19 protein-coding genes are annotated in these 20,295 nt (G+C 31.7%); 9 read left to right on the top strand and 10 right to left on the bottom strand.

Annotation, left to right across the window (positions count from 1 at the left end; translation table 11 throughout):
• Positions 1-43: 43 nt before the first annotated feature.
• The 8 genes from A5893_RS06285 to A5893_RS06250 all read left to right on the top strand — a co-directional run bounded on the left by A5893_RS06285 (position 44) and on the right by A5893_RS06250 (position 8,834).
• Complete coding sequence (locus tag A5893_RS06285) at positions 44-922, top strand: glycosyl transferase (RefSeq protein ID WP_068821702.1); 879 nt, start codon at positions 44-46, stop codon at positions 920-922.
• Positions 922-1,908 (top strand): glycosyltransferase family 2 protein, encoded by a 987-nt coding sequence (locus A5893_RS06280; RefSeq protein WP_068821701.1) that lies wholly within the window; start codon positions 922-924, stop codon positions 1,906-1,908. Before A5893_RS06285 ends, A5893_RS06280 begins: the two co-directional genes overlap by 1 nt.
• 83 nt (positions 1,909-1,991) lie before the next feature.
• Complete coding sequence (locus A5893_RS06275; RefSeq protein WP_068821700.1) at positions 1,992-3,116, top strand: O-antigen ligase family protein; 1,125 nt, start codon at positions 1,992-1,994, stop codon at positions 3,114-3,116.
• Positions 3,117-3,144: 28 nt separating this feature from the next.
• Positions 3,145-4,986: an ABC transporter ATP-binding protein gene (locus tag A5893_RS06270; protein WP_068821699.1), complete on the top strand. Its 1,842-nt coding sequence runs from the start codon at positions 3,145-3,147 to the stop codon at positions 4,984-4,986.
• A 2-nt stretch (positions 4,987-4,988) separates the two neighbouring features.
• On the top strand, positions 4,989-5,924 hold the full coding sequence (locus A5893_RS06265) for a glycosyltransferase family 2 protein (protein WP_068821698.1): 936 nt from the start codon (positions 4,989-4,991) through the stop codon (positions 5,922-5,924).
• Positions 5,925-5,929: 5 nt separating this feature from the next.
• Positions 5,930-6,520, top strand: coding sequence for a class I SAM-dependent methyltransferase (locus A5893_RS06260; RefSeq protein ID WP_082911353.1), 591 nt, complete (start codon positions 5,930-5,932; stop codon positions 6,518-6,520).
• A gap of 276 nt (positions 6,521-6,796) precedes the next feature.
• A protein-coding gene (gene prfB, locus A5893_RS06255; RefSeq protein ID WP_157687491.1) for a peptide chain release factor 2 occupies positions 6,797-7,883 on the top strand; the annotation gives its coding sequence in 2 pieces (ribosomal slippage) (positions 6,797-6,856 and positions 6,858-7,883; 1,086 coding nt in all).
• A 36-nt stretch (positions 7,884-7,919) separates the two neighbouring features.
• Positions 7,920-8,834 (top strand): alpha/beta hydrolase, encoded by a 915-nt coding sequence (locus A5893_RS06250; RefSeq protein ID WP_068821695.1) that lies wholly within the window; start codon positions 7,920-7,922, stop codon positions 8,832-8,834.
• Between the two features lie 82 nt (positions 8,835-8,916).
• Here A5893_RS06250 and A5893_RS06245 read toward each other — a convergent pair whose 3' ends face one another.
• Positions 8,917-9,777, bottom strand: coding sequence for a transglutaminase-like domain-containing protein (locus tag A5893_RS06245; RefSeq protein ID WP_198342284.1), 861 nt, complete (start codon positions 9,775-9,777; stop codon positions 8,917-8,919).
• Positions 9,778-9,983: 206 nt separating this feature from the next.
• Here A5893_RS06245 and A5893_RS06240 point away from each other — a divergent pair, with 206 nt between their 5' ends.
• On the top strand, positions 9,984-10,769 hold the full coding sequence (locus A5893_RS06240; protein ID WP_068821694.1) for an O-methyltransferase: 786 nt from the start codon (positions 9,984-9,986) through the stop codon (positions 10,767-10,769).
• 32 nt (positions 10,770-10,801) lie between these two features.
• On the opposite strand, the gene A5893_RS06235 is transcribed toward A5893_RS06240, so the two are convergent.
• The 9 genes from A5893_RS06235 to msrA all read right to left on the bottom strand — a co-directional run bounded on the left by A5893_RS06235 (position 10,802) and on the right by msrA (position 20,219).
• Positions 10,802-13,579 carry a DNA gyrase/topoisomerase IV subunit A gene (locus tag A5893_RS06235; protein ID WP_068821693.1) on the bottom strand — a complete coding sequence of 926 codons (2,778 nt, stop codon included), beginning with the start codon at positions 13,577-13,579 and terminating at the stop codon, positions 10,802-10,804.
• Between the two features lie 83 nt (positions 13,580-13,662).
• Positions 13,663-13,818 (bottom strand): hypothetical protein, encoded by a 156-nt coding sequence (locus A5893_RS17665; protein WP_157687488.1) that lies wholly within the window; start codon positions 13,816-13,818, stop codon positions 13,663-13,665.
• 71 nt (positions 13,819-13,889) lie between these two features.
• Positions 13,890-14,270 (bottom strand): GxxExxY protein, encoded by a 381-nt coding sequence (locus A5893_RS06230; protein WP_068821692.1) that lies wholly within the window; start codon positions 14,268-14,270, stop codon positions 13,890-13,892.
• Between the two features lie 75 nt (positions 14,271-14,345).
• Entirely contained in the window at positions 14,346-14,837 is a 492-nt protein-coding gene (locus A5893_RS06225) for a cytidine deaminase (RefSeq protein ID WP_068821691.1), read from the bottom strand.
• 226 nt (positions 14,838-15,063) lie between these two features.
• Positions 15,064-16,968 carry a DNA topoisomerase IV subunit B gene (locus A5893_RS06220; protein ID WP_068821690.1) on the bottom strand — a complete coding sequence of 635 codons (1,905 nt, stop codon included), beginning with the start codon at positions 16,966-16,968 and terminating at the stop codon, positions 15,064-15,066.
• Between the two features lie 412 nt (positions 16,969-17,380).
• On the bottom strand, positions 17,381-17,851 hold the full coding sequence (locus A5893_RS06215; RefSeq protein WP_068821689.1) for a hypothetical protein: 471 nt from the start codon (positions 17,849-17,851) through the stop codon (positions 17,381-17,383).
• 24 nt (positions 17,852-17,875) lie between these two features.
• Positions 17,876-19,129 (bottom strand): prephenate dehydrogenase, encoded by a 1,254-nt coding sequence (locus A5893_RS06210; protein WP_068821688.1) that lies wholly within the window; start codon positions 19,127-19,129, stop codon positions 17,876-17,878.
• A 60-nt stretch (positions 19,130-19,189) separates the two neighbouring features.
• Positions 19,190-19,441 carry a hypothetical protein gene (locus A5893_RS06205; RefSeq protein ID WP_068821687.1) on the bottom strand — a complete coding sequence of 84 codons (252 nt, stop codon included), beginning with the start codon at positions 19,439-19,441 and terminating at the stop codon, positions 19,190-19,192.
• A gap of 100 nt (positions 19,442-19,541) precedes the next feature.
• Positions 19,542-20,219, bottom strand: a complete 678-nt coding sequence (gene msrA, locus A5893_RS06200) for a peptide-methionine (S)-S-oxide reductase MsrA (protein WP_068821686.1) — start codon at positions 20,217-20,219, stop codon at positions 19,542-19,544.
• Positions 20,220-20,295: the final 76 nt, after the last annotated feature.

The following is a 20,295-nucleotide window of genomic DNA, read 5'->3' as shown; positions in this document are numbered from 1 at the left end:
CGTATTTATTATCTTTTCAAATTTAATTCTTTTATCCCCTTAAATGAAAGTTAGCGGTTTTACTTTTATTAGAAACGCATCTCAAAATGATTATCCTATTGTAGAGGCTATTTCTTCTGTATTGCCACTATGCGATGAATTCATAGTTGCTCATGGAAATTCTAACGATGATACTTTAGATTTAATTAGAGGCATAAAATCTTATAAAATTAAAATTATTGATACGGTTTGGGAAGATGATTTACGTGAAGGAGGAAAAGTTTTTGCGTTAGAAACTGATAAAGCTTTTATGGCTATAGCCGATAATAGCGATTGGGCCATTTACATTCAAGGCGATGAGGTTATCCATGAGAAATATCATGCTACTTTAAGAAAGGAGATGGAACAAAACCTAAACGATGAAAAAGTAGAGGGTTTGCTTTTAAAATACATCCATTTTTATGCTTCTTATGATTTCTTTGCCTCTTCCAGGCGTTGGTATAGAAAAGAAATTAGAGTCATAAAAAATTTAAAAGACATTCATTCCTATCGTGATGCACAAGGTTTTAGATTAAATGATAGGAAAATAAAAGTGAAAGAAATTGACGCTTATATTTATCATTATGGTTGGGTAAAACCTCCAATTGGTTTAAAAAATAAGGTTCGTAACTTCAATAAATATTATCATGATGATGAATGGATTAATGAAAATCATCCTGTCTCAACAGATTTTGATTTTGGCAATGCAGATGAATTGAAACGCTTTGAAGGCACACATCCTGCAGTTATGTTATCTAGAATAGAAAAAACAAATTGGAAGTTTGATAAAGACCCATCTTTATTAAAAAAGCAAATGCCTTTAAGAAGAAAATTTTTGAAATGGATTGAGGAACTAACAGGTTACAGATTGTTTGAATATAAAAATTATAAAAAAATCAATTAATGGATGGACTTTCAATCATCTTACCTAATTATAATGGAAAGCATCTATTTGAGAAATACTTTGAGAAAAATTTAGAAATTTTTAAAAGTTTAAAATGTAAGTATGAAATTATCATTGTTGATGATGCTTCTACAGATAATTCCGTGTCTTTTTTAAAAAAAAATTATAATGACAAAATAACAATTATAGAAAAAAAGGAAAACGGTGGTTTTTCTAAAACTTGTAATATTGGTATACATGCATCAAAATTTGAAATCATTTTTTTGCTAAATACCGATGTTTTATTAACTCCAAACTATTTCCAGACCATATTTAAATGCTTTGAAAAAGAGGATACTTTTGGCGTAATGGGTAGGATTATTGGAATGAATGACGATATAATTCAAGATTCAGCGAGGTTACCAATAATATCTGGAAAAAAAATAAAACCTAGTCATTTCTTTTATATAGATGATAAAGACTTTTTAACTCCTACTCTATATTTAAGCGGTGCAATTGCTTTAATTGATTCAAAAAAATTAAAAGAATTAAAAGGATTTAACGAACTGTTTAGTCCTTTTTATGGAGAAGATTTTGAATTATCATTAAGGGCGTGGCGATTAGGCTGGAAATGCTATTATCACCACGAATCAGTTTGTAAACATGAAATTTCTGGGAGTACAAAAAACTATGAAAAAAAATATTGGATAAAAAACATCTATTTTAGGAATAAGTATTTTGCTCATTATTTACATTATGATGGATTTGATTTATTTCTTTGGCTTATTCAAATCATTATAACAGATCTAATCCCTTCTGTATTTTGTTTTAATCGTTATAAAATAAAAGCCTATAAAAGTTTAATTAAAAAAAAGATAGAGTTGGATAAATACAAATCTGATTTTAGAGAGCTAATGGCAATTCACCACTCAAATAAAACTGTTTCAGATGTATTTTTAGAAATTAGAGAAATGATTAAAGGGCAAAAAATTGAGACCATCAATTGAAAGATTCATTCAAGAAAAATAAGTCTATAATAATCTCGGTAATCTTGCTGATTATTGTCATTGGGTTATATTTTTCGAGAGCAATGATTAGTATTGGTACCGGCCTTTTGGCTTTTATAGCTTTAGTCGATTTTCAAAAAGACAAACTCAAAAATTTAATAAAACCACAGTATTTAATTTATTTATTTACTTATTTACTTTTCCTAATAAGTTTTTTTTTCACCCAAAACTTCTCTGTTTTAAAACAATTACTTTTTTTACAGCTATCCTTTATTATCATCCCTTTTTTCTTTTCTCAACACCAAACCTCAAAAAAGCATATAGATTTTATATTAAAAGCATTTGTAATCGTAACAAGTTTAGTTTGCTTAGGGACGTTAATCACTTTTTTTAATAATTATGAGTTTAACAAACAATTGATAATTAATGCAAAAGCAATACCTGCAATTACTGGAGTTGTTCATTATCAATTTGCTTATTTGATCGTTGTTGCAATAATATGTTCATACGTTTTAACACAAACCAAAGAAGAACTCAAACCACTTTGGATAGCCTTATTCGTTTTTCTAATTGCCACAATACATATCTTAGCTTACAGAACTGGTGTTTTCTGTTTTTACATACTTGTTTGCTATCATATTATTAAACTATTAATTACAGTAAAAAATAAGTCGCAGGTTTTAGGGTTTGGAGTATTATTTATTCTAGTTTTCAGTTTGTGCTGTTTATTTATAAAACCTTTAAACCTAAAAATAGAATCTACTAAATCAGACATCTCGCGTATCATTAATCATGAAAATTATAACGATCACTCTATTGCACAACGTTATGCGGCAACCTTAAACAATTTGAAGATCATCAAAAAAAATTTCTGGTTAGGAGTTGCCCCAGCAGATTTAGGCGATGAAATGAAAAAACAATACGAGATTGAAGCTTATTTGCTAATGCCAGAAAATCGGGTTTTTGTACACAATCAATATCTATTTTATCTTACTTCCTTTGGGATTTTTTCATTTTCAATATGGGCGTTTTTATGGTTTAAAAATTTATTTCAATCCATAAAAGACGATCAATTTTTAACTTATTTATTAATTACAACTAGCACAGTTTTTTTAATTGACGATTTTTTTCAATTACAAATTGGCTTTACCAGTTTTTTACTCTTTTATTACTTGCTTCATCAAAGGGAAAGTGTTGATGTTTTATAAAATCGGTACATTTGGCATTTTAAAATAAATGAAAACCTACTTCAGACTTTTATCATTTGCAAAACCAATTGGAAGATTTGCTTTTCCTTATTTCATATTTACGCTTTTGTATGCCATTTTTAATACCTTAGTTTTCTCTCTATTAATGCCGGTTTTAAATGTGCTTTTCCAACCTGCTGATAAAAATCTTACAACTCAAATCACTCAACTACCACGTTTTGATGGCACTTTTCAATATTTTTCTGATGTTTTTCATTATTATTTAAATGCATTTACACAACAAAATGGAGAAAAAGGAGCCTTAATTTTTGTAGCTATAACTTTAGTGGTTTGCGTTTTCTTTAGTAATGTTTTTAGATATCTATCTCAAAGGATTATGGAAGATTTAAGAATTTTCACGCTACAAAATTTGAGGAAAAGAGTTTTTGATTCTGTAACCATTTTACATCTTCATTTTTTTAATAGCGAAAGAAAAGGAGATATTATTGCAAAAATCACCTCAGATGTACAAGTAGTTCAATTTTGCATTACAAATACGCTTCAAGTTATTTTTAGAGAGCCTTTTTTAATTATTGGCTACATGATTTTGTTGTTCTCGATCTCGGCAAAATTGACATTATTTACTTTACTGCTTCTACCTGTTTCTGGATTTGTAATTGCCAGAATTGTTAAAAAATTAAAAGCTCAAGCTTCAGAAGCCCAAAACTCTTTCGGTGTAATGGTAAGTCAGGTTGATGAAGCGATAAGTGGAATGAGGATAGTTAAGGCTTTTAATGCTTTACCATATATCCAAAATAAATTTAATCAAGAAAATACAAAATATTCTAATATCAATCGCTCTATAGCTAGGCGACAACAATTAGCTTCTCCCACTTCTGAATTTTTAGGTGTTTTAACCCTTGCGGGGATTTTAATTTATGGAGGTTCTTTGGTATTGGATAAAGACGCCAGTATAACAGCAGCTGGCTTTATCACTTACATAGGTGCGTTTTCACAATTAATGCGACCGGCGAAAGCCATTTCAGATTCTTTCAGCAACATTAATCAAGGTTTAGCCGCTGGCGAAAGAGTATTAAATTTAATTGACACCAAACCTTTAGTTAATGATATTGCAAAACCAGAGTTTATAAATGATTTTAAATCGGAAGTGAAATTTAAAGATGTTGACTTTTTTTATGGCGATAAAAAAATCTTGAATAATATAAACTTAGATATTAAAAAAGGTAAAACCATTGCTTTGGTAGGTCCATCAGGTGGAGGAAAATCTACTTTATTAGATTTGATTCCTCGTTTTTCCGATCCATCTGCAGGCGAAATTCTTATTGATGGCATAAATATTAAAAACCTTTCTCAGCATAATTTAAGGGATTTAATGGGGATAGTTAATCAGGAATCTATTCTTTTTAATGATACCATTTATAATAATATCGTTTTTGGTCGGGAAGGTTTTGGCAAAGCCGATGTTGAAAATGCGGCAAAAATTGCAAATGCACATGAATTCATTTTAAAAACCGATGAAGGATATGTAACTAATATCGGCGACAGAGGAATTAAACTTTCGGGCGGACAAAAACAACGTATTTGTATTGCTAGAGCTGTTTTAGGTAATCCTCCAATTATGTTGTTAGATGAGGCCACTTCTGCCTTAGACACAGAATCAGAGAAGTTAGTTCAAGAAGCTTTAGACCATTTAATGGAAAATAGAACAACTTTGGTCATTGCACATAGATTAACAACTATTCAAAACGCTGATGTGATTATTGTATTAGAAAATGGAGAAATTGTAGAACAAGGCAACCATGAAAGTTTAATGAATAAAGGCGGTTTGTACCAAAAACTGATTGCCATGCAAAGTTTTGAAAAGGATTAAAAATGATAGAAATATATGAACCTCTATTATCGATAGCATTATGTAGCTATAATGGGGACGAGTTTATTTCTGAACAAGTCCATTCTATATTAAAACAGACCTATAAAAACTTTGAACTCATAATTTCTGACGATTGTTCGACTGATAAGACTTTAGCAATTCTTGAAAATTTTGCTCAGAAAGACAAAAGAATAATATTGTTAAAAAACAATACTAATCAAGGTTACATCAGAAACTTTGAAAAAGCAATATCACACTGTAAAGGCGAAATTATCTTTTTAAGTGATCAAGATGATGTTTGGGATGAAAATAAGCTTTCTAAAGTTTCTCAAACATATAAAAATGATGTAGAACTTGTTTTTCACGATTCACTATTTATTAATCAAAACGGTGAATCTTTAAATAGAAAAGCAAGTGATAGATTTACTTTATCAGAGCAAGTTACTCCATTGTCTTTCTTGTTATTTAATGGAATTTCAGGTCACGCTTTAGCATTTAAAAAGTCTTTAAAAAGTTTCATTTTACCCCTTCCTGAAATTGTTCATCATGATTGTTGGATTAGTTATGTAGCTGCTTGTAAAGGAAAAATTGTTTATGAACCATCTATATTGGTTAATTATAGACAACATCATAAATCTGAAACAGATTTGTTAAAACTGAAAGTAAAAGAAAAAACAAAATCAAATTCAATTTTAAAGAATCAGAATTTAATAAATAGAACAAAGAAGCTTAGTGAAATTGAATACAATAATCATCTATTTGAGTTTGAAAAATTTAAATCCTTACTAGAAAAAAGAAAGAAACAATATTTTTCATTTAAGTTATTTTATTTTATCATTAAATACAATCAAAAAATTTTTAGCTTTAAACGAAAAAAAGGAAGCTTAAGACTTTTATATGCTATACCTTATTTATTCGGCTTAAAAATAAAAGATTAATATTTATGATGTGGTTACCAACTTTATTAAGAAAGAGAGAGAGTGCTATTCCTTTTATACCTAAGGATTTTGCATATCTTCCAAATGATAAATATTTACTATATGATTCGGCTTGGAGAGGACTTGACGCCTTAATTCCAGAATTGATTCAAAAATTTAACATCCCAACAAATAAATGTTTAGAATTTGGAGTTGAGTTTGGCTTTTCTACTACAGTTTTTGCCAATTATTTTAAAGATGTTGTGGGAGTAGATATTTTTACTGGAGACTCTCATGCTGGTTTACATGATGATGATTATAAAGATATGATTGATAAAGTTAAGCCATGGCCAAATATAAAATTGATTAAAGCAGATTATAAAGATTATATAAAGAATAATAATGAAAAATTTGATTTAATTCATGTTGATATAATTCATAATTATAAAGAAACATTTGAATGTGGATTGTGGGCCGCGGAACACAGCAAAATGGCGATTTTCCATGATACAAAAAGTTTTAAAGGAGTTAAACACGCTGTACAGGATATTGCGACAAAAACTGGAAAGACTTTCCACAATTACCAATATAATAATGGATTGGGTATTTTAGTTTAAACTAACTGCCATTATAACTATTTCCAAAAACTTTAAAAGTAAATCAAAGCTTTAAGATTAGTATTGCGTTAACGATTGAAGCGGCATCCCCGCCAGTAGTTGGGCAGGTTTTTTTCTTTTTCAAGAAAAAAGATATAGCGTAATCCGCCAGCTGGCGGATAAAACGCCCAAATAATTATTAATCATATATTATGATAAATCTATCCTAAAATAAACGCAGTCATTAAATTTATAATCTTCTACTTTTAAATTACCTACATTTAATATCTTTGCCGCATGACAAAAGAACAACTTCAGGATTTGAGAGACAGGGTAACGTCTCTGAGGAGGCATCTTTGACGTAGATGCGAAATTATTATCATTAAAAGAAGAACAAGAAAAAACGCTACAACCCAGTTTTTGGGATGATCCTAAAGCGGCAGAAAAACTTTTACATGCTATCAAATTAAAAAAAAGCTGGACAGATGCTTATGAAAAAGCTGATGCCGCAGTTGAGGATAGTGCTGTAATGCTAGAATTTTTACAGGGCGGAGAAGCAACTGAAGAGGAAATGAAGGCTCAATATGAGCAAACATTAGCAGCTTTGGATGATTTGGAATTCAAAAATATGCTTTCTGCAGAAGAAGATCAATTGAGTGCGGTTTTACAAATAACTTCTGGTGCGGGCGGTACAGAAAGTTGCGATTGGGCAGCCATGTTGATGCGGATGTATACCATGTGGGGCCAAAAAAACGGCTACAAAGTCACCGAACAAGATTACCAAGTAGGTGATGTAGCGGGTATAAAAACAGTTACCCTACAATTTGACGGTGATTTCTCGTACGGATATTTAAAGGGAGAAAATGGGGTGCATCGTTTGGTACGAATCTCGCCTTTTGATGCCAATGCTAAACGCCATACTTCTTTTGCTTCGGTTTATGTTTACCCTTTGGTGGATGACACAATAGAGATTGACATTAACCCTGCAGATGTGGAATTTGAAACTTTTAGATCTGGCGGTGCAGGTGGACAAAATGTAAATAAGGTAGAAACGGCGGTACGGTTATACCATAAACCATCCGGAATTATCATAAAAAACCAAGAATCCCGTTCTCAATTACAAAATAAAGAAAATGCGTTACGCTTACTGAAATCTCAACTTTATGAAATTGAATTGCGCAAAAAAATGGAAATTACCAATGCCATTGAAGGTAGTAAAATGAAAATTGAGTGGGGAAGCCAAATTAGAAATTACGTTTTGCATCCTTATAAAATGGTTAAAGATGTGAGGACAAACCATGAAACTTCTAACGCACAAGCTGTTTTAGATGGTGAAATTGATGAGTTTTTAAAGGCTTATTTAATGGAGTTTGGAGGGGAGTAGTTTGTTAAGTGGTTAGGTATTGTAGAAATAATAAAAATGAAAAAGTTATTAATCATATTTTTTTTGATATTCATGTTTGGTAAAACTGAAGCACAGCAAATAATGGATTTGTATTCTGGAGAGGTGCCAAATTCTAAAACTAATAGCGATTATATTGAAAGGAGCGATACCTCTAAAGCTGATGGAAAAATTAGAGTGAGTAAGGTATCTAAACCGCAGTTAATTGCATTTTATCCTGAGAAAGGAAAGGCAAATGGAACCTCCGTTATTATTTGCCCAGGTGGTGGTTATGCTATTTTAGCTATCGCACATGAAGGTTATGATATTGCTAAAGAATTTAATAAATACGGAGTTACGGCATTTGTGTTAAAATACCGTTTGCCATCTGATGATATCATGATTGATAAAGCAATTGGTCCGTTACAAGATGCACAGCAAGCCACGAAAATGGTTAAGGAGAATGCTTTAACATGGAATTTAGACACCGCCAAAATTGGTATTATGGGCTTTTCTGCTGGTGGACATTTGGCATCTACTTTAGAAACGCATTATAAAAAATCTTTAGTCGATAATCCTAAAAAAACCAATTTACGCCCTGATTTTGCTATTTTAGGTTATCCAGTTGTTACGATGGGAAAATTTGGACACAAGGGTTCCAGGGAAAATCTTTTAGGTAAAACTGCTGCTCAAGATCAAATAGATTATTATTCTAACGAGCTTCAGGTTAATCAAAATACACCCCCAACTTTTATTTTTCAGGCAAATGATGATAAGTCGGTTCCGTCTGAAAATAGTTTAGATTTAACCAAGGCATTAAAACAAGCGGGAGTAAAAGTAGAATTACATTTGTACCAAAATGGCGGACATGGTTATGGTTTGATAAATCCTACTACAAAAGAGTCGTGGTTTGTTACGATGATTAACTGGATGAAAGAGAATAAATTTTTATAGTCTGATATTCTTGATTAAAAGATGAGAAGAAATTAGAATTTTTTTGATTTTAATCCTGTTAATCAAGATTGAGACAATTTTATCAATCTTTTAAAACCTCTAAAAGCTGAACTAATTCTTCAGACTTTTCTATTGCACCAGCCTTTTCGTAAGAACTGATTAAATTTCTTATGACTCGTTTTAAAATTTCTGTATTTGAGCAAGGTTCATAAAATAATTTCTCAGCATTTATGTTTAGCTGTTTTAAAAACAAATCAATATCTTTTTTGCCGAAAACATAGCCTTTATTAAATACATTGATATAAAACAAAATACCGTTTTCTTCATCATATTTTGTTAAATTATCGGCGTAAGCCAAAATAAAATGTTGTGGAAGATTTACACCATAAATGGGGATATCCAGTTTTTGGGCAATGATAGAATAAATAATGGCTAAAGAAATTTGATTCCCTTTTTTGCTTTCTAAAACCTCACTTAAATAAGAATTTTTTGGATCTTGATGGTTTGCTGTATTTCCGCTAAAGCCGTAAATATTGTAGAAAACGTGGTTTATTAATTTTACTTTTTCAATCGGACTCCCTTCCTGCATCATCTGCAACCAAATGTCTCTCTTAATTGCCTCAATTTGATTAATGATTTTTTGTTCGTTCAAATCCGGATACTGATATTTATTGATGATGATAAAACCTCTTAATAAGTCGAAACCACCGCTTTGGTACCATAGTGATAAATCTTCTTTTACATTAATAAATTGAATTTTATGTATTAGATTTTCAATACGCTCTTGCAAAAGTGCATCAAAAGATTTTTCCCAGGCACCTTCCAAATAACCTATTACTTCGTTGCCATAAGAAAGTAATTCGCCTTCTATTTGCGAGAATATCTGAGGGTCAGGGTCATCTAACAAAGTTATTAAAGAGGCTATCTTAGTTTCGTTAATCATTATTAGTAGTTAGTGGCTAGTAGTAAGTAATAAGATTATCAATAATTTGGGTGGTTGAATTTTTTAATTTAAATATATTTAATATGTTGTGATTATTTGTCTGGATACTTACATCTCGATACTTGTGTTTTGATACATAATACTTGTGTCTTGATACTTGCATCTCCCTACTTGTGTCTTAATACTTTTTCCATATTTTCGCAGCTATGTTTAACACTACTCTTGTTATCAATTACATCAAACATTTAGCCAAAGCCAAAACGCGTCATGGCGTACATTCTCCTTTTGTTTATAAATTAATTGATGAGGTAATTTACGATTTTAAAGAAAAACCTGAGTATAAAAATATCGAGAATTTAAGAAAGAAATTATTAGCTGACGATCGGTTTATTACGATTACAGATTTGGGAGCAGGTTCACTTGTAAATAATCAACAAAAAAAACAAGTTAAACAATTGGCTAAAAATGCTTTAAAGCCTAAGAAATTAGCACAGTTGCTATTTAGATTAGCTAAAGAGTTTAAGCCTAAAAATATCATTGAACTGGGAACTTGCTTAGGAATAACGTCTGCTTATTTTGCTGAGGCTGTTCCAAATGCCAAGGTGATTACTTTAGAAGGTTGTCCTCAAACTGCTGCTGTTGCAAAAGAGAATTTTGATTATTTAGGGTTAAAAAATCTAAATATTAACATCGGGAATTTTGATGAAACACTTCCCCCGATTATTGAAAAAGAATCAAGCTTAGATTTAATTTTCATTGATGGAAATCATCGTAAAGATGCCACCATAAATTACTTCAATTGGTGTTTGCCTCATCTTAATGAAAACTCTGTAATGATATTTGATGATATTTATTGGAGCGAAGGAATGAAAGAAGCCTGGGAAATGATTAAAGCGCATCCTAACGTAACCGTTACTATAGATTTATTTTGGATTGGTTTAGTTTTTTTTAGAAAAGGCCAAGCTAAAGAAGATTTTAGAGTAAGGTTTTAGCTACATCACCAAAACCTTATTTCCTATATTATTTAAAACAACTTCGTTTGTCCCTTATCATCTAATTTAATATCATCTGGATTGGTGATTTCAAAATCTATCTTTTTTTCTTGCTTTGGAGTTGATGTGAATTTAGGTTTAATCTCCTCGGGCTTAATGGTTTCCTTTTTCTCTTCTTCTTTTTTTGTTATCTCTTCTTCAAAAGTTTTTGATTCAACTTTTAAAAGTTCGCTTTTGATAGCATCCTCATCAGTTATTTCTTCTTCTTCATCGATACAAATTTCTTCAATCTCCTCTTCTTGTACTTCTTCTCTATCGTTAATCTCAGAAATCAATTCTATTTTCTGCACATCATTTTGACTCAGTTTATTTCCCTGAGCCTTGATTCCTTTTACATCAATAGCTTCTGATAAATCGAGTTCTTGTTCGTCAAAAAGTTGTGATTTTCCTTTTAAGGATTCTATCTTTATTATCGGATGGTCTGCGCTACTAAGTAATATCATTTTAGAATTAGGTTCTTCGCTGATAAATCCGCTACGCTTTCCAATAGCCAAATCCTCAAAAATAAACCTTTTGATAAAATAGTTTTTAGATTTTCCATCAAAATGGATACAAGAGAAAACTTTTTGGGTATCTAATTTTTCTATCCTCAACATTTTATCATCAAAATGATTTGTTAAATCAAAACTTGAAAGCTCATAACTACCATCAATAAAAACACAAAGTATTTTATCTTCTGCCTGGAATTCACCTAAATATCTTCCATGTCCATTTTCATTTAATCGTTTTACGATAGGATCATACCAGATTTTTCTGCCCGCCAAAGTAGAAACACCTTTAGATTTCAAGGTGACTTTTTTGATGGCGTATTTGCTTAAAATATTTCCTTGTGATGCTCTTCCTTTAATAGAAGTTTCGGCAAAATCAATATCAAAAGAAAGTTTCTTTAGCTTTGATAAAGGCTTTAAAGCCACATTAATAACTTCAGCTTCTCCATTAGGATTTGCTGTAAAATAAAGAATTTTACTGCCCTTACTACCTTTTGTCAAATCATATTCTTTATCACGGGTAACGCCACCAATTGCAAAACGCTTGATATAGGCAACACCAGTTTTACCATCTTTATAAACCATATTATAAATGGTGCGTTCATCGTTTTTCTTGAAAACACCAACATGCAATAAGTTTTTCCCTACAAATGTCTTATCCTGAACTTTAGTTACCAAGCAAACGCCGTCTTCCCTAAAAACAACAATATCATCTAAATCCGAACAATCGAAAATATACTCATCCTTCTTCAATCCTGTACCTATAAAACCGTCCTCTCGGTTTACATAAAACTTAGTATTTGCTAAAGCAACTTGTGCCGCTTCTACCTTATCAAAGGTTCTAATCTCCGTTTTACGCTCTCTTCCCTTTCCAAATTTTTCTTTTAAACGATTAAAATAAGCAATCGCATAATCGGTTAAATGCCTTAAATCGTGTTTAACATTTTTGATTTCTTTTTCCAATGCCGCCATTTGTTCATCTGCTTTTTTAACATCAAAGCGGGTGATGCTACTCATTGGTTTATCAATCAGTTTCTTAAAATCCTCTGGTAATATTTCTCGATATAAACTTGGTTTAAATTGGTCAAATAATCGGTGTAAAACGATTAAAACTTCCTCAAAATTGGTAGAATTTTCATAATCAGGATGTTTATACATCCCTTCCTGAATAAATATTTTTAATAAAGAGCTAAAGAAAATTCGCTCCATTAAATCATGGAGTTTAATCTCTAATTCTCTCTTTAAAAGATTTTTGGTGTAATGAGTACTCTCAACTAAAATATCGTTAACACTCATAAAATGAGGTTTATCTCCTTTGATGATACAAGTATTAGGCGATATAGAAACCTCGCAATTGGTAAAGGCGTAAAGTGCATCAATAGTCACATCCGGAGAAATTCCTGGAGCCAAATGAATAACTATTTCTACATCTTTTGCGGTGTTGTCCTCAATTTTCTTGATTTTTATTTTACCCTTATCATTAGCAGAAATAATGCTATCAATCAAGTTAAGTGTTGTAGTAGAAAAAGGGATTTCGGTAATCACCAAAGTCTTTTTATCTAATTCTGAAATTTTTGCCCTAACTCTGATTTTTCCACCTCGCTGACCTTCATTATAGTTAGAAAAATCGGCCATCCCGCCCATTAAAAAATCAGGGACAATATCTGGACGGTTACCTTTTAAAATTTCTATGGAAGCATCAATCAGCTCAATAAAATTATGCGGCATTACTTTAGTTGCCAAACCAACAGCAATACCTTCCGCACCTTGAGCTAATAAAAGCGGGAATTTTACAGGTAATGTAATTGGTTCTCTATTTCTTCCATCGTAAGACGATTGCCATTCGGTAGTATCAGGATTAAAAACAACTTCTAATGCAAATTTGGATAATCTAGCTTCAATATATCTGGGTGCCGCAGCAGAATCTCCGGTTACTGGGTCACCCCAGTTTCCTTGGGTATCAATCAACAAATTCTTTTGACCAATTTGTACCATGGCATCGCCAATTGAAGCATCGCCATGAGGATGGTATTTCATGGTATTTCCAATTACGTTGGCCGCTTTATTAAAGCGTCCATCATCCATTTCTTTTAATGAATGCAAAATACGACGTTGTACAGGCTTCAATCCATCATGGATATGAGGAACCGCTCTATCTAAAATTACATAGGATGCATAGTCTAAAAACCAGTTTTCGTATAAACCGCTAAGAGGTGTTATATTGTGTAGGGTTTCTTCGTTTTTGTAATTGTTTTCGTTCATTGTTTGTTTTTAACCGCTCAGTTTTTTTCTGGATGGCTAGATTTTTAACCGCAAAGGACGCAGAGGTCACAGAGCTGAGGTTATTATTTTTTTTCTTTCCATTCTGAAATTTTCTGTTTTAAATATTTCATGGAATGAAACTTTCCTTTCTCTGCTTTCTCAATCATTTCCTTAATATCTTCTTTAGTAAAATCACAAACTTTAATACCTTTGAGATTAGATGTTTTTATAATATTCATATATTAAAATCATTATTGAACTTTATTTCGTTAAGTCTTAGCAATACGCATCAAATACTTAAATATTTATTTTAATACTCGTTGATGACTCTTTTTAATCCATCTTTCAACAATAAAACATTAAAATTTATTAACAAACCTAATTTGCAATCTGCTAATTTCAAATAGGTTAATAATTGAGCAAGATAAATATCATTCATTTCCTTAACAGATTTAACTTCAATAATAACTTTATTTGCCACATAAATATCTAATCTATAACCACAATCTAGTCTAACATTATCATAAATTATTGGTAAAGGTTTCTCTTTTTCAACAAATAAACCATTTTTCTTTAATTCATAGGCCAAACATTCTTTGTAAACAGATTCTAATAAACCAGGTCCTAATTCTTTATGTACTTTAATAGCGAAACCTATTATTTTAGTCGCTAAAGAATTTTCTATTTCCATTTTTTATTGACTCTTTCTCATCCAACTCTGTGAACTTTGCGCACTCTGTGGTTAAAATTAAAAAATTCTCTGTTGTTATGCTCTTCCCAATCTCTCCTCAAAAAACATAAAAGGCAAGAAACTATTAACACCTTTCGCTTTCCAAATTGACCCATTAATGCAATACAATAAAACTTCAATTTCTTTCAATTGCTTTTTTTCTGATTCTGCCATCACTTGTAAACATGCTCCACAAGGAGTTACTGGTTTTAAGATTTCAAATTCATTGGTTTTGGCTGTAATTGCTATCGATATAATTTCATCATTAGGATAATTTGCACCAATTGTAAAAAGCGCAACCCTTTCTGCACATAAACCAGATGGATAAGCCACATTTTCTTGGTTACTACCATAAACAATCTTTCCGGAAGCTAATTTCACAGCGGCTCCAACCTTAAATTTAGAATAGGGAGAATGAGAATTTTCCATCGCTTTTACAGCTTCTAAACATAATTCTCTGTCGGCTTTATTCAATTCTTCTATGCTTTCAAAATCCTCAAAAGCAATATTAATTTCTTTTTTTATCAATGATATTAATTAATTTTTAGGTTATGTAGTAATTATAAATCGATAATTTTTAACGATTTTATTTTGGGCGTTTTAACACGCTATCCACTATAGTTTTTTTGCTATTTGCAAAATGACTATTGCAAAAAAAGCTGCCGTTTCTATTGTTAACGCAAAAAGTCAGTAAAATCAGTTTGTACTTTTAATCTCAGTTTATCTGCATTAAGCTTTTTGTCTTTAGCTCTCTTTAAGCTGCCGATTCTTCCAATGCTTCAGCAGCTAATTTAGCATCAGCTATAATATCTGCATCGTCTTTTTCTACCCTTAAATTTTGTACAATATGTTGTTGCCTATCCATGGTGTTTTTACCCATATAATATTCTAATAGGTTTTTAATTTTTGTTTCTCCTTGCAAAATCACCGGATCTAGACGAATATCCTCACCAATGAAATTCTCAAATTCATCTGGCGAAATCTCTCCTAAACCTTTAAATCTTGTGATTTCTGGCTTTCCGCCAAGTTTATCAATCGCTAAAACACGTTCTTCATCGCTGTAGCAATAAATAGTCTCCTTTTTATTTCGAACCCTAAACAATGGAGTCTGCAAAATAAAAACATGCCCGGTTTTTACCAAATCTGGGAAAAATTGCAAAAAGAAAGTCATCAGCAATAAACGGATGTGCATTCCATCTACATCAGCATCTGTCGCAACCACAATATTATTGTATCTGAGTCCTTCTAATCCATCCTCAATATTTAAAGCGTGTTGCAAAAGATTAAATTCTTCGTTTTCATAAACCACTTTTTTGGTTAAACCATAAGCATTTAAAGGTTTTCCTTTAAGAGAGAAAACTGCTTGCGTTTTAACCTCACGGGCTTTTGTAATAGAACCAGAAGCCGAATCTCCCTCGGTAATAAACAGCGTTGTTCTTTTACGTTCTTCTTCGCTTAATTTATCATCATCTAAATGCCACTTGCAATCACGTAGTTTACGATTGTGTAAACTCGCTTTTTTAGCTCTATCATTTGCCAGTTTCTTAATGCCGGCAATATCTTTACGCTCCCTTTCAGATTGCAGAATTCGTTTTAATAAAGCATCTGCAGTTTGTGGATTTTGGTGCAGGTAATTATCTAATTCTTTTTTAATAAAATCATTGATAAACGTTTTTACGGTTGGTCCGTCTGGCCCAATGTTTAATGATCCTAATTTGGTTTTGGTTTGAGATTCAAAAACTGGTTCTTGTACCCTAATAGAAATTGCCGCAACAACAGATGCCCTGATGTCTGAAGAATCAAATTCTTTCTTGTAAAATTCTCTTACCGTTTTTACTAAAGCTTCCCTAAAAGCTTGTTGGTGCGTTCCGCCTTGTGTAGTATGCTGTCCGTTTACAAAAGAATAATATTCCTCGCCATATTGTTGTCCATGCGTCATGGCAATTTCAATATCTTCTCCTTTTAAATGGATAATTGGATAACGATTAGCTTCGGCATCAGTGTTTCTTGCTAATAAATCATATAAACCTCTCTCAGAAAAAAACTTTTGTCCATTAAAATTGATAGTTAAACCAGCATTTAAGAAAACATAATTCCAAATCATGTTCTCAATAAACTCAGGAATGTATCTATAATTCCTGAAAATACTTTCATCAGGAATAAAAATTACTGCCGTTCCGTTACGCTGTGTGGTTTCTATATCAGGGTTATCTTTTACCAGTTCTCCTTGTTCAAATTCGGCTTTTTTGGTTTTTCCATCGCGATAAGATTGAACTGTAAAACTCCCCGAAAGGGCATTTACTGCTTTTGTACCAACTCCGTTTAATCCTACCGATTTTTGGAAAGCTTTAGAGTCATATTTACCACCAGTGTTAATTTTAGAAACGCAATCGATAACTTTTCCTAAAGGAATTCCACGTCCATAATCACGGATAGAGACTTTATGGTCGCTTACGGTAATATCGATTGTTCGTCCTGCTCCCATTACAAACTCATCAATAGAGTTATCCATGATTTCTTTCAGGAGCACATAAACGCCATCATCATATGCAGAACCATCACCCAACTTCCCAATATACATCCCAGGACGAAGCCTAATATGTTCTTTCCAATCGAGCGACCGGATGCTATCATCATTATAATTTACTTCTTCAGCCATTGTTTAGATTTGAGTATGAAGATTTGAGGTATGAGACTCAACAAATCAATCAACCTTTACAAAGCTAAAATTTTGCGCAAAATAGGCAAGAGGAAGATTTCAACATATTAGGAAATTCATCAAAAGTAGTTGTGTACGTAAACTTATTTTTTCCTTATCAAGTATATTATTACCACATAGTATTTATAGCAAGGCCAATGCGAATGATTAGTGTTGTTTTAAACTTTTAAGAGTCGACTTCTGCATAATAGCTACACGTTGTTAAATGGGTGATATTTTTCTTTACATAAAGATAAGACCATGGTCTATCAATCTTTAGTTTAACAGGCATTAATATGAATTCTTTTTTATTCGACTCAAGCATCGGGCAATTAACCCTAAAATTGATTAAATCAAATTTATTATGAGGTTGTTATTTATCTTTTTTTTTAAACTTTAAAGAATATTCTGCATCTGTTCCACCAAGCGTAAGTGTATCATTAGAAATGCTTAAATGATAGCAGCTTTTTTCTGGAGAAATATAAAGATACATATCACTCTTAGAAAACCTTGAACTACCAGATTCAGAGCTTACACAGCTATTTTGAATATTAAAATCCTTAAACTTCAAGGGCCCTACTAATCCTTCCTCTGTTAATTTAACCTGACTATTTTTAAATTCGTAAATAGAAAAAGGATAATCTACTCTCACCCATTTACCTTGAAGTTCATCAATTACTGATTTTTTGTCGTTTTCAGAATTATCTACTATTTCTTCTTTATCGATATGCTGTTGTGATGTATCTTTTATAACTATACTGTCATGTTTATTACCTGTTTTTGAATCACTGTTACAAGAAAATAAAAAAATGGTTATTGTTAATAAAGAAATAATGTTTTTCATGATGTGAATTTGAATATGTAAAATTTAAGATAGTCTTCTAATTAATTCTGCACTTTGCTCCCTTCCCTTTTCTAACAAAGGTTCAAAAAATGTTTTGGCTTGAGCAAAATGTTCTTTGTAGCCATTCATATCTTTATATTTGATAATAGATGCCCATTCCCTTACTGCGGTATGAAATTCTAAATCGTCACCACGGATGCTTTTATCAAATAATGCGGTTTGGATAGTTTCTTCTAATAGATCATCATTTTTAAAAAGATATTCTACAATGCCTAATCGAAGTTTAAAAGGTGGCGTTTGCCCAACTAAATTATCATAAGGATTTATTTTTAATTGATGCCAGGCATCAACCATTGCCAAAAGGCTTAAATGTGAATTGGATTTTGCTAAAGCACTATTGCTGCCAATGCTGAATTCTTTCATAATGGCATCATCAAATAAAATAAGATTATGCTGACCATGGAAACAAAATTCCCTTGCTTCATAAATTCTTTTTCTAAAATTCGCTTCATCTTCCTGAATCATCATTTTAAACAATGCGGATTCTGATTGTGCGTATACTTCAATTTGCTTAGAAGCGTAAGGGTTTAGGATAGCCAAACCGGCGTAAATGTGTGCTTTGTAACTAAAAATCCTGAGGGTTGTTAAAATTTTTACATTATCAATTCCAGAAACATATGCGCCACTTTCCCAAGGATAAGTTCCGGCATTCTTCCAGGCAGTTCCCATGCTTTCAAAACCCATGTGCGTAACAGCTTGAGTATCGGCCATTATTTGATCATGCTGATGATAATCTTTCAATTCTATGATTTCAGATTCTAACTTTTTTAGGATTGCGAAGGCCTTTTGATAACTTTCTTTACTAATTCGATGTGGCGCAACAATTAATTTTTGACCTTTAGTTTCAAATCCAGGACCATGTAATGCGTGTGTTAAAATGATTTCGCAATCTTCTGGAAGGTATTTTTCAAAGGCAGAGACTTCTGGAGTTTTCACAGATGTCATCCCGGTAACTATTGCCCCAGCTTTTGTAGCATCTCCTGAGTAGGCAACCACTTCGTTAATTTTCTCAGCTTCAACAGCATAAAAAATAAAATCGCAAGTATTTGAGACTTCTTTGGCATCGTTTAAAATGGTAATACCAAGTGGAGAAAGCTCTTCTTCTAAAGCTAACTTTCTATCGATTAAATCACATCCAGAAACTTCTAAGCCTGCTTTTGCAAAAGTACGGGCATATAATTTACCCATATCGCCTAAACCGATAATACCAATTTTCATATTGGCTAAGATAGTTTAATTAAGAAAATTGAGAGGAATATTTATGATGGGATTTTGAAATTAGGGTTTTCCTAAATTATCTAATTTATCAAGCATTTGTTCATTAAAAATTTGTTGTTTTTCGAATTGAGTAATAGAAATATCAAGAAGACTTTTCAGAGTTGAGCCCATCTCCTCAAAGTTTTTAGTGTGCATATTCAATATCTCAGAATGATGATTCAAAATTTTTGTCTGGTTACTTAATATTTCGGAATGTTGATCTTGTTTTCTCAACATTTCAGATATAACAACTAACAAATCTTTATCACTCATAAAAATAAATTTTAAGCAATTTACATATTATCTTAATAATAAAAAATCCATTCCAAAAACGAAAAAAGGGCTTTGATACTATCAAAACCCTTTTCAAATATTAAGCTCCAGGCTTTAATTTGCCTTTATAAGTTTTCTTAAATTTTTCATATCGAGGAATTGAAACACTTTTTACATAAGGATTCATGCTTCCTTTACCTCCGTTAACATAATCTTGGTGATATTCTTCTGCTTTATAAAAAGCATCTAATTTTTTTAATTGTGTAACCAGCGGATTAGAAAACATATTAGATGCACTTATCTTTTTTATTTCATCCATTGCAATTTGCTTTTCTGCATCTGTTTGATAAAATAAAATGGAACGATAAGAAGTACCTCTATCCGGTCCTTGTTGATTTGGCGTAGTTGGGTCATGAGATGCAAAAAACACTTTTACCAATTCGGCATAACTAATTACGTTTGGATCGTAATAAACCAAAACACTTTCTGCATGACCTGTAGTTTCTGTATTCACTAAATCATAAGTTGGGTTTAAGGTAGTACCGCCTGCATATCCAGAAATTACGTCTTTTACCCCAACCACTGCTTCAAAAACATGTTCGCTACACCAAAAACAACCTTCTGCAAATGCTGCGACTTTTTCTCCTTTTGGTGGAGTTAAATCCATTTTTAAATCTTTTTGATTTGCTTGTTTTGAAGAACCTGTTTGCCCATTACTGTTACAAGCACTTATAGCAATTGCGAACAAACTCAAACTCAATAATTTTAAATATTTCATGATGATTTTTCTTTGTGATTTTGTATGAATAAACGGGAAATTAGGATTAAAAGTTTTAGCGCTTTTAACAGTTAAA

The organism is Pedobacter psychrophilus (assembly GCF_001652725.1).
In the GTDB taxonomy this organism is placed as follows: Bacteria; Bacteroidota; Bacteroidia; order Sphingobacteriales; family Sphingobacteriaceae; genus Pseudopedobacter; species Pseudopedobacter psychrophilus.
This window is presented reverse-complemented; position numbering and strand designations above follow the sequence as displayed.

Bases quoted from the DNA above. Each gene is read 5' to 3' on its own strand.
- A5893_RS06240 (WP_068821694.1), top strand. From the start codon at position 9,984: ATGTTTAACACTACTCTTGTTATCAATTACATCAAACATTTAGCCAAA.
- A5893_RS06245 (WP_198342284.1), bottom strand. From the start codon at position 9,777: ATGATTAACGAAACTAAGATAGCCTCTTTAATAACTTTGTTAGATGAC.
- A5893_RS06210 (WP_068821688.1), bottom strand. From the start codon at position 19,129: ATGAAAATTGGTATTATCGGTTTAGGCGATATGGGTAAATTATATGCC.
- A5893_RS06250 (WP_068821695.1), top strand. From the start codon at position 7,920: ATGAAAAAGTTATTAATCATATTTTTTTTGATATTCATGTTTGGTAAA.
- A5893_RS06205 (WP_068821687.1), bottom strand. From the start codon at position 19,441: ATGAGTGATAAAGATTTGTTAGTTGTTATATCTGAAATGTTGAGAAAA.
- A5893_RS06265 (WP_068821698.1), top strand. From the start codon at position 4,989: ATGATAGAAATATATGAACCTCTATTATCGATAGCATTATGTAGCTAT.
- A5893_RS06220 (WP_068821690.1), bottom strand. From the start codon at position 16,968: ATGGCTGAAGAAGTAAATTATAATGATGATAGCATCCGGTCGCTCGAT.
- msrA (WP_068821686.1), bottom strand. From the start codon at position 20,219: ATGAAATATTTAAAATTATTGAGTTTGAGTTTGTTCGCAATTGCTATA.
- A5893_RS06235 (WP_068821693.1), bottom strand. From the start codon at position 13,579: ATGAACGAAAACAATTACAAAAACGAAGAAACCCTACACAATATAACA.
- A5893_RS06230 (WP_068821692.1), bottom strand. From the start codon at position 14,270: ATGGAAATAGAAAATTCTTTAGCGACTAAAATAATAGGTTTCGCTATT.
- A5893_RS06270 (WP_068821699.1), top strand. From the start codon at position 3,145: ATGAAAACCTACTTCAGACTTTTATCATTTGCAAAACCAATTGGAAGA.
- A5893_RS06275 (WP_068821700.1), top strand. From the start codon at position 1,992: ATGATTAGTATTGGTACCGGCCTTTTGGCTTTTATAGCTTTAGTCGAT.
- A5893_RS06280 (WP_068821701.1), top strand. From the start codon at position 922: ATGGATGGACTTTCAATCATCTTACCTAATTATAATGGAAAGCATCTA.
- A5893_RS06285 (WP_068821702.1), top strand. From the start codon at position 44: ATGAAAGTTAGCGGTTTTACTTTTATTAGAAACGCATCTCAAAATGAT.
- A5893_RS06215 (WP_068821689.1), bottom strand. From the start codon at position 17,851: ATGAAAAACATTATTTCTTTATTAACAATAACCATTTTTTTATTTTCT.
- A5893_RS17665 (WP_157687488.1), bottom strand. From the start codon at position 13,818: ATGAATATTATAAAAACATCTAATCTCAAAGGTATTAAAGTTTGTGAT.
- A5893_RS06260 (WP_082911353.1), top strand. From the start codon at position 5,930: ATGATGTGGTTACCAACTTTATTAAGAAAGAGAGAGAGTGCTATTCCT.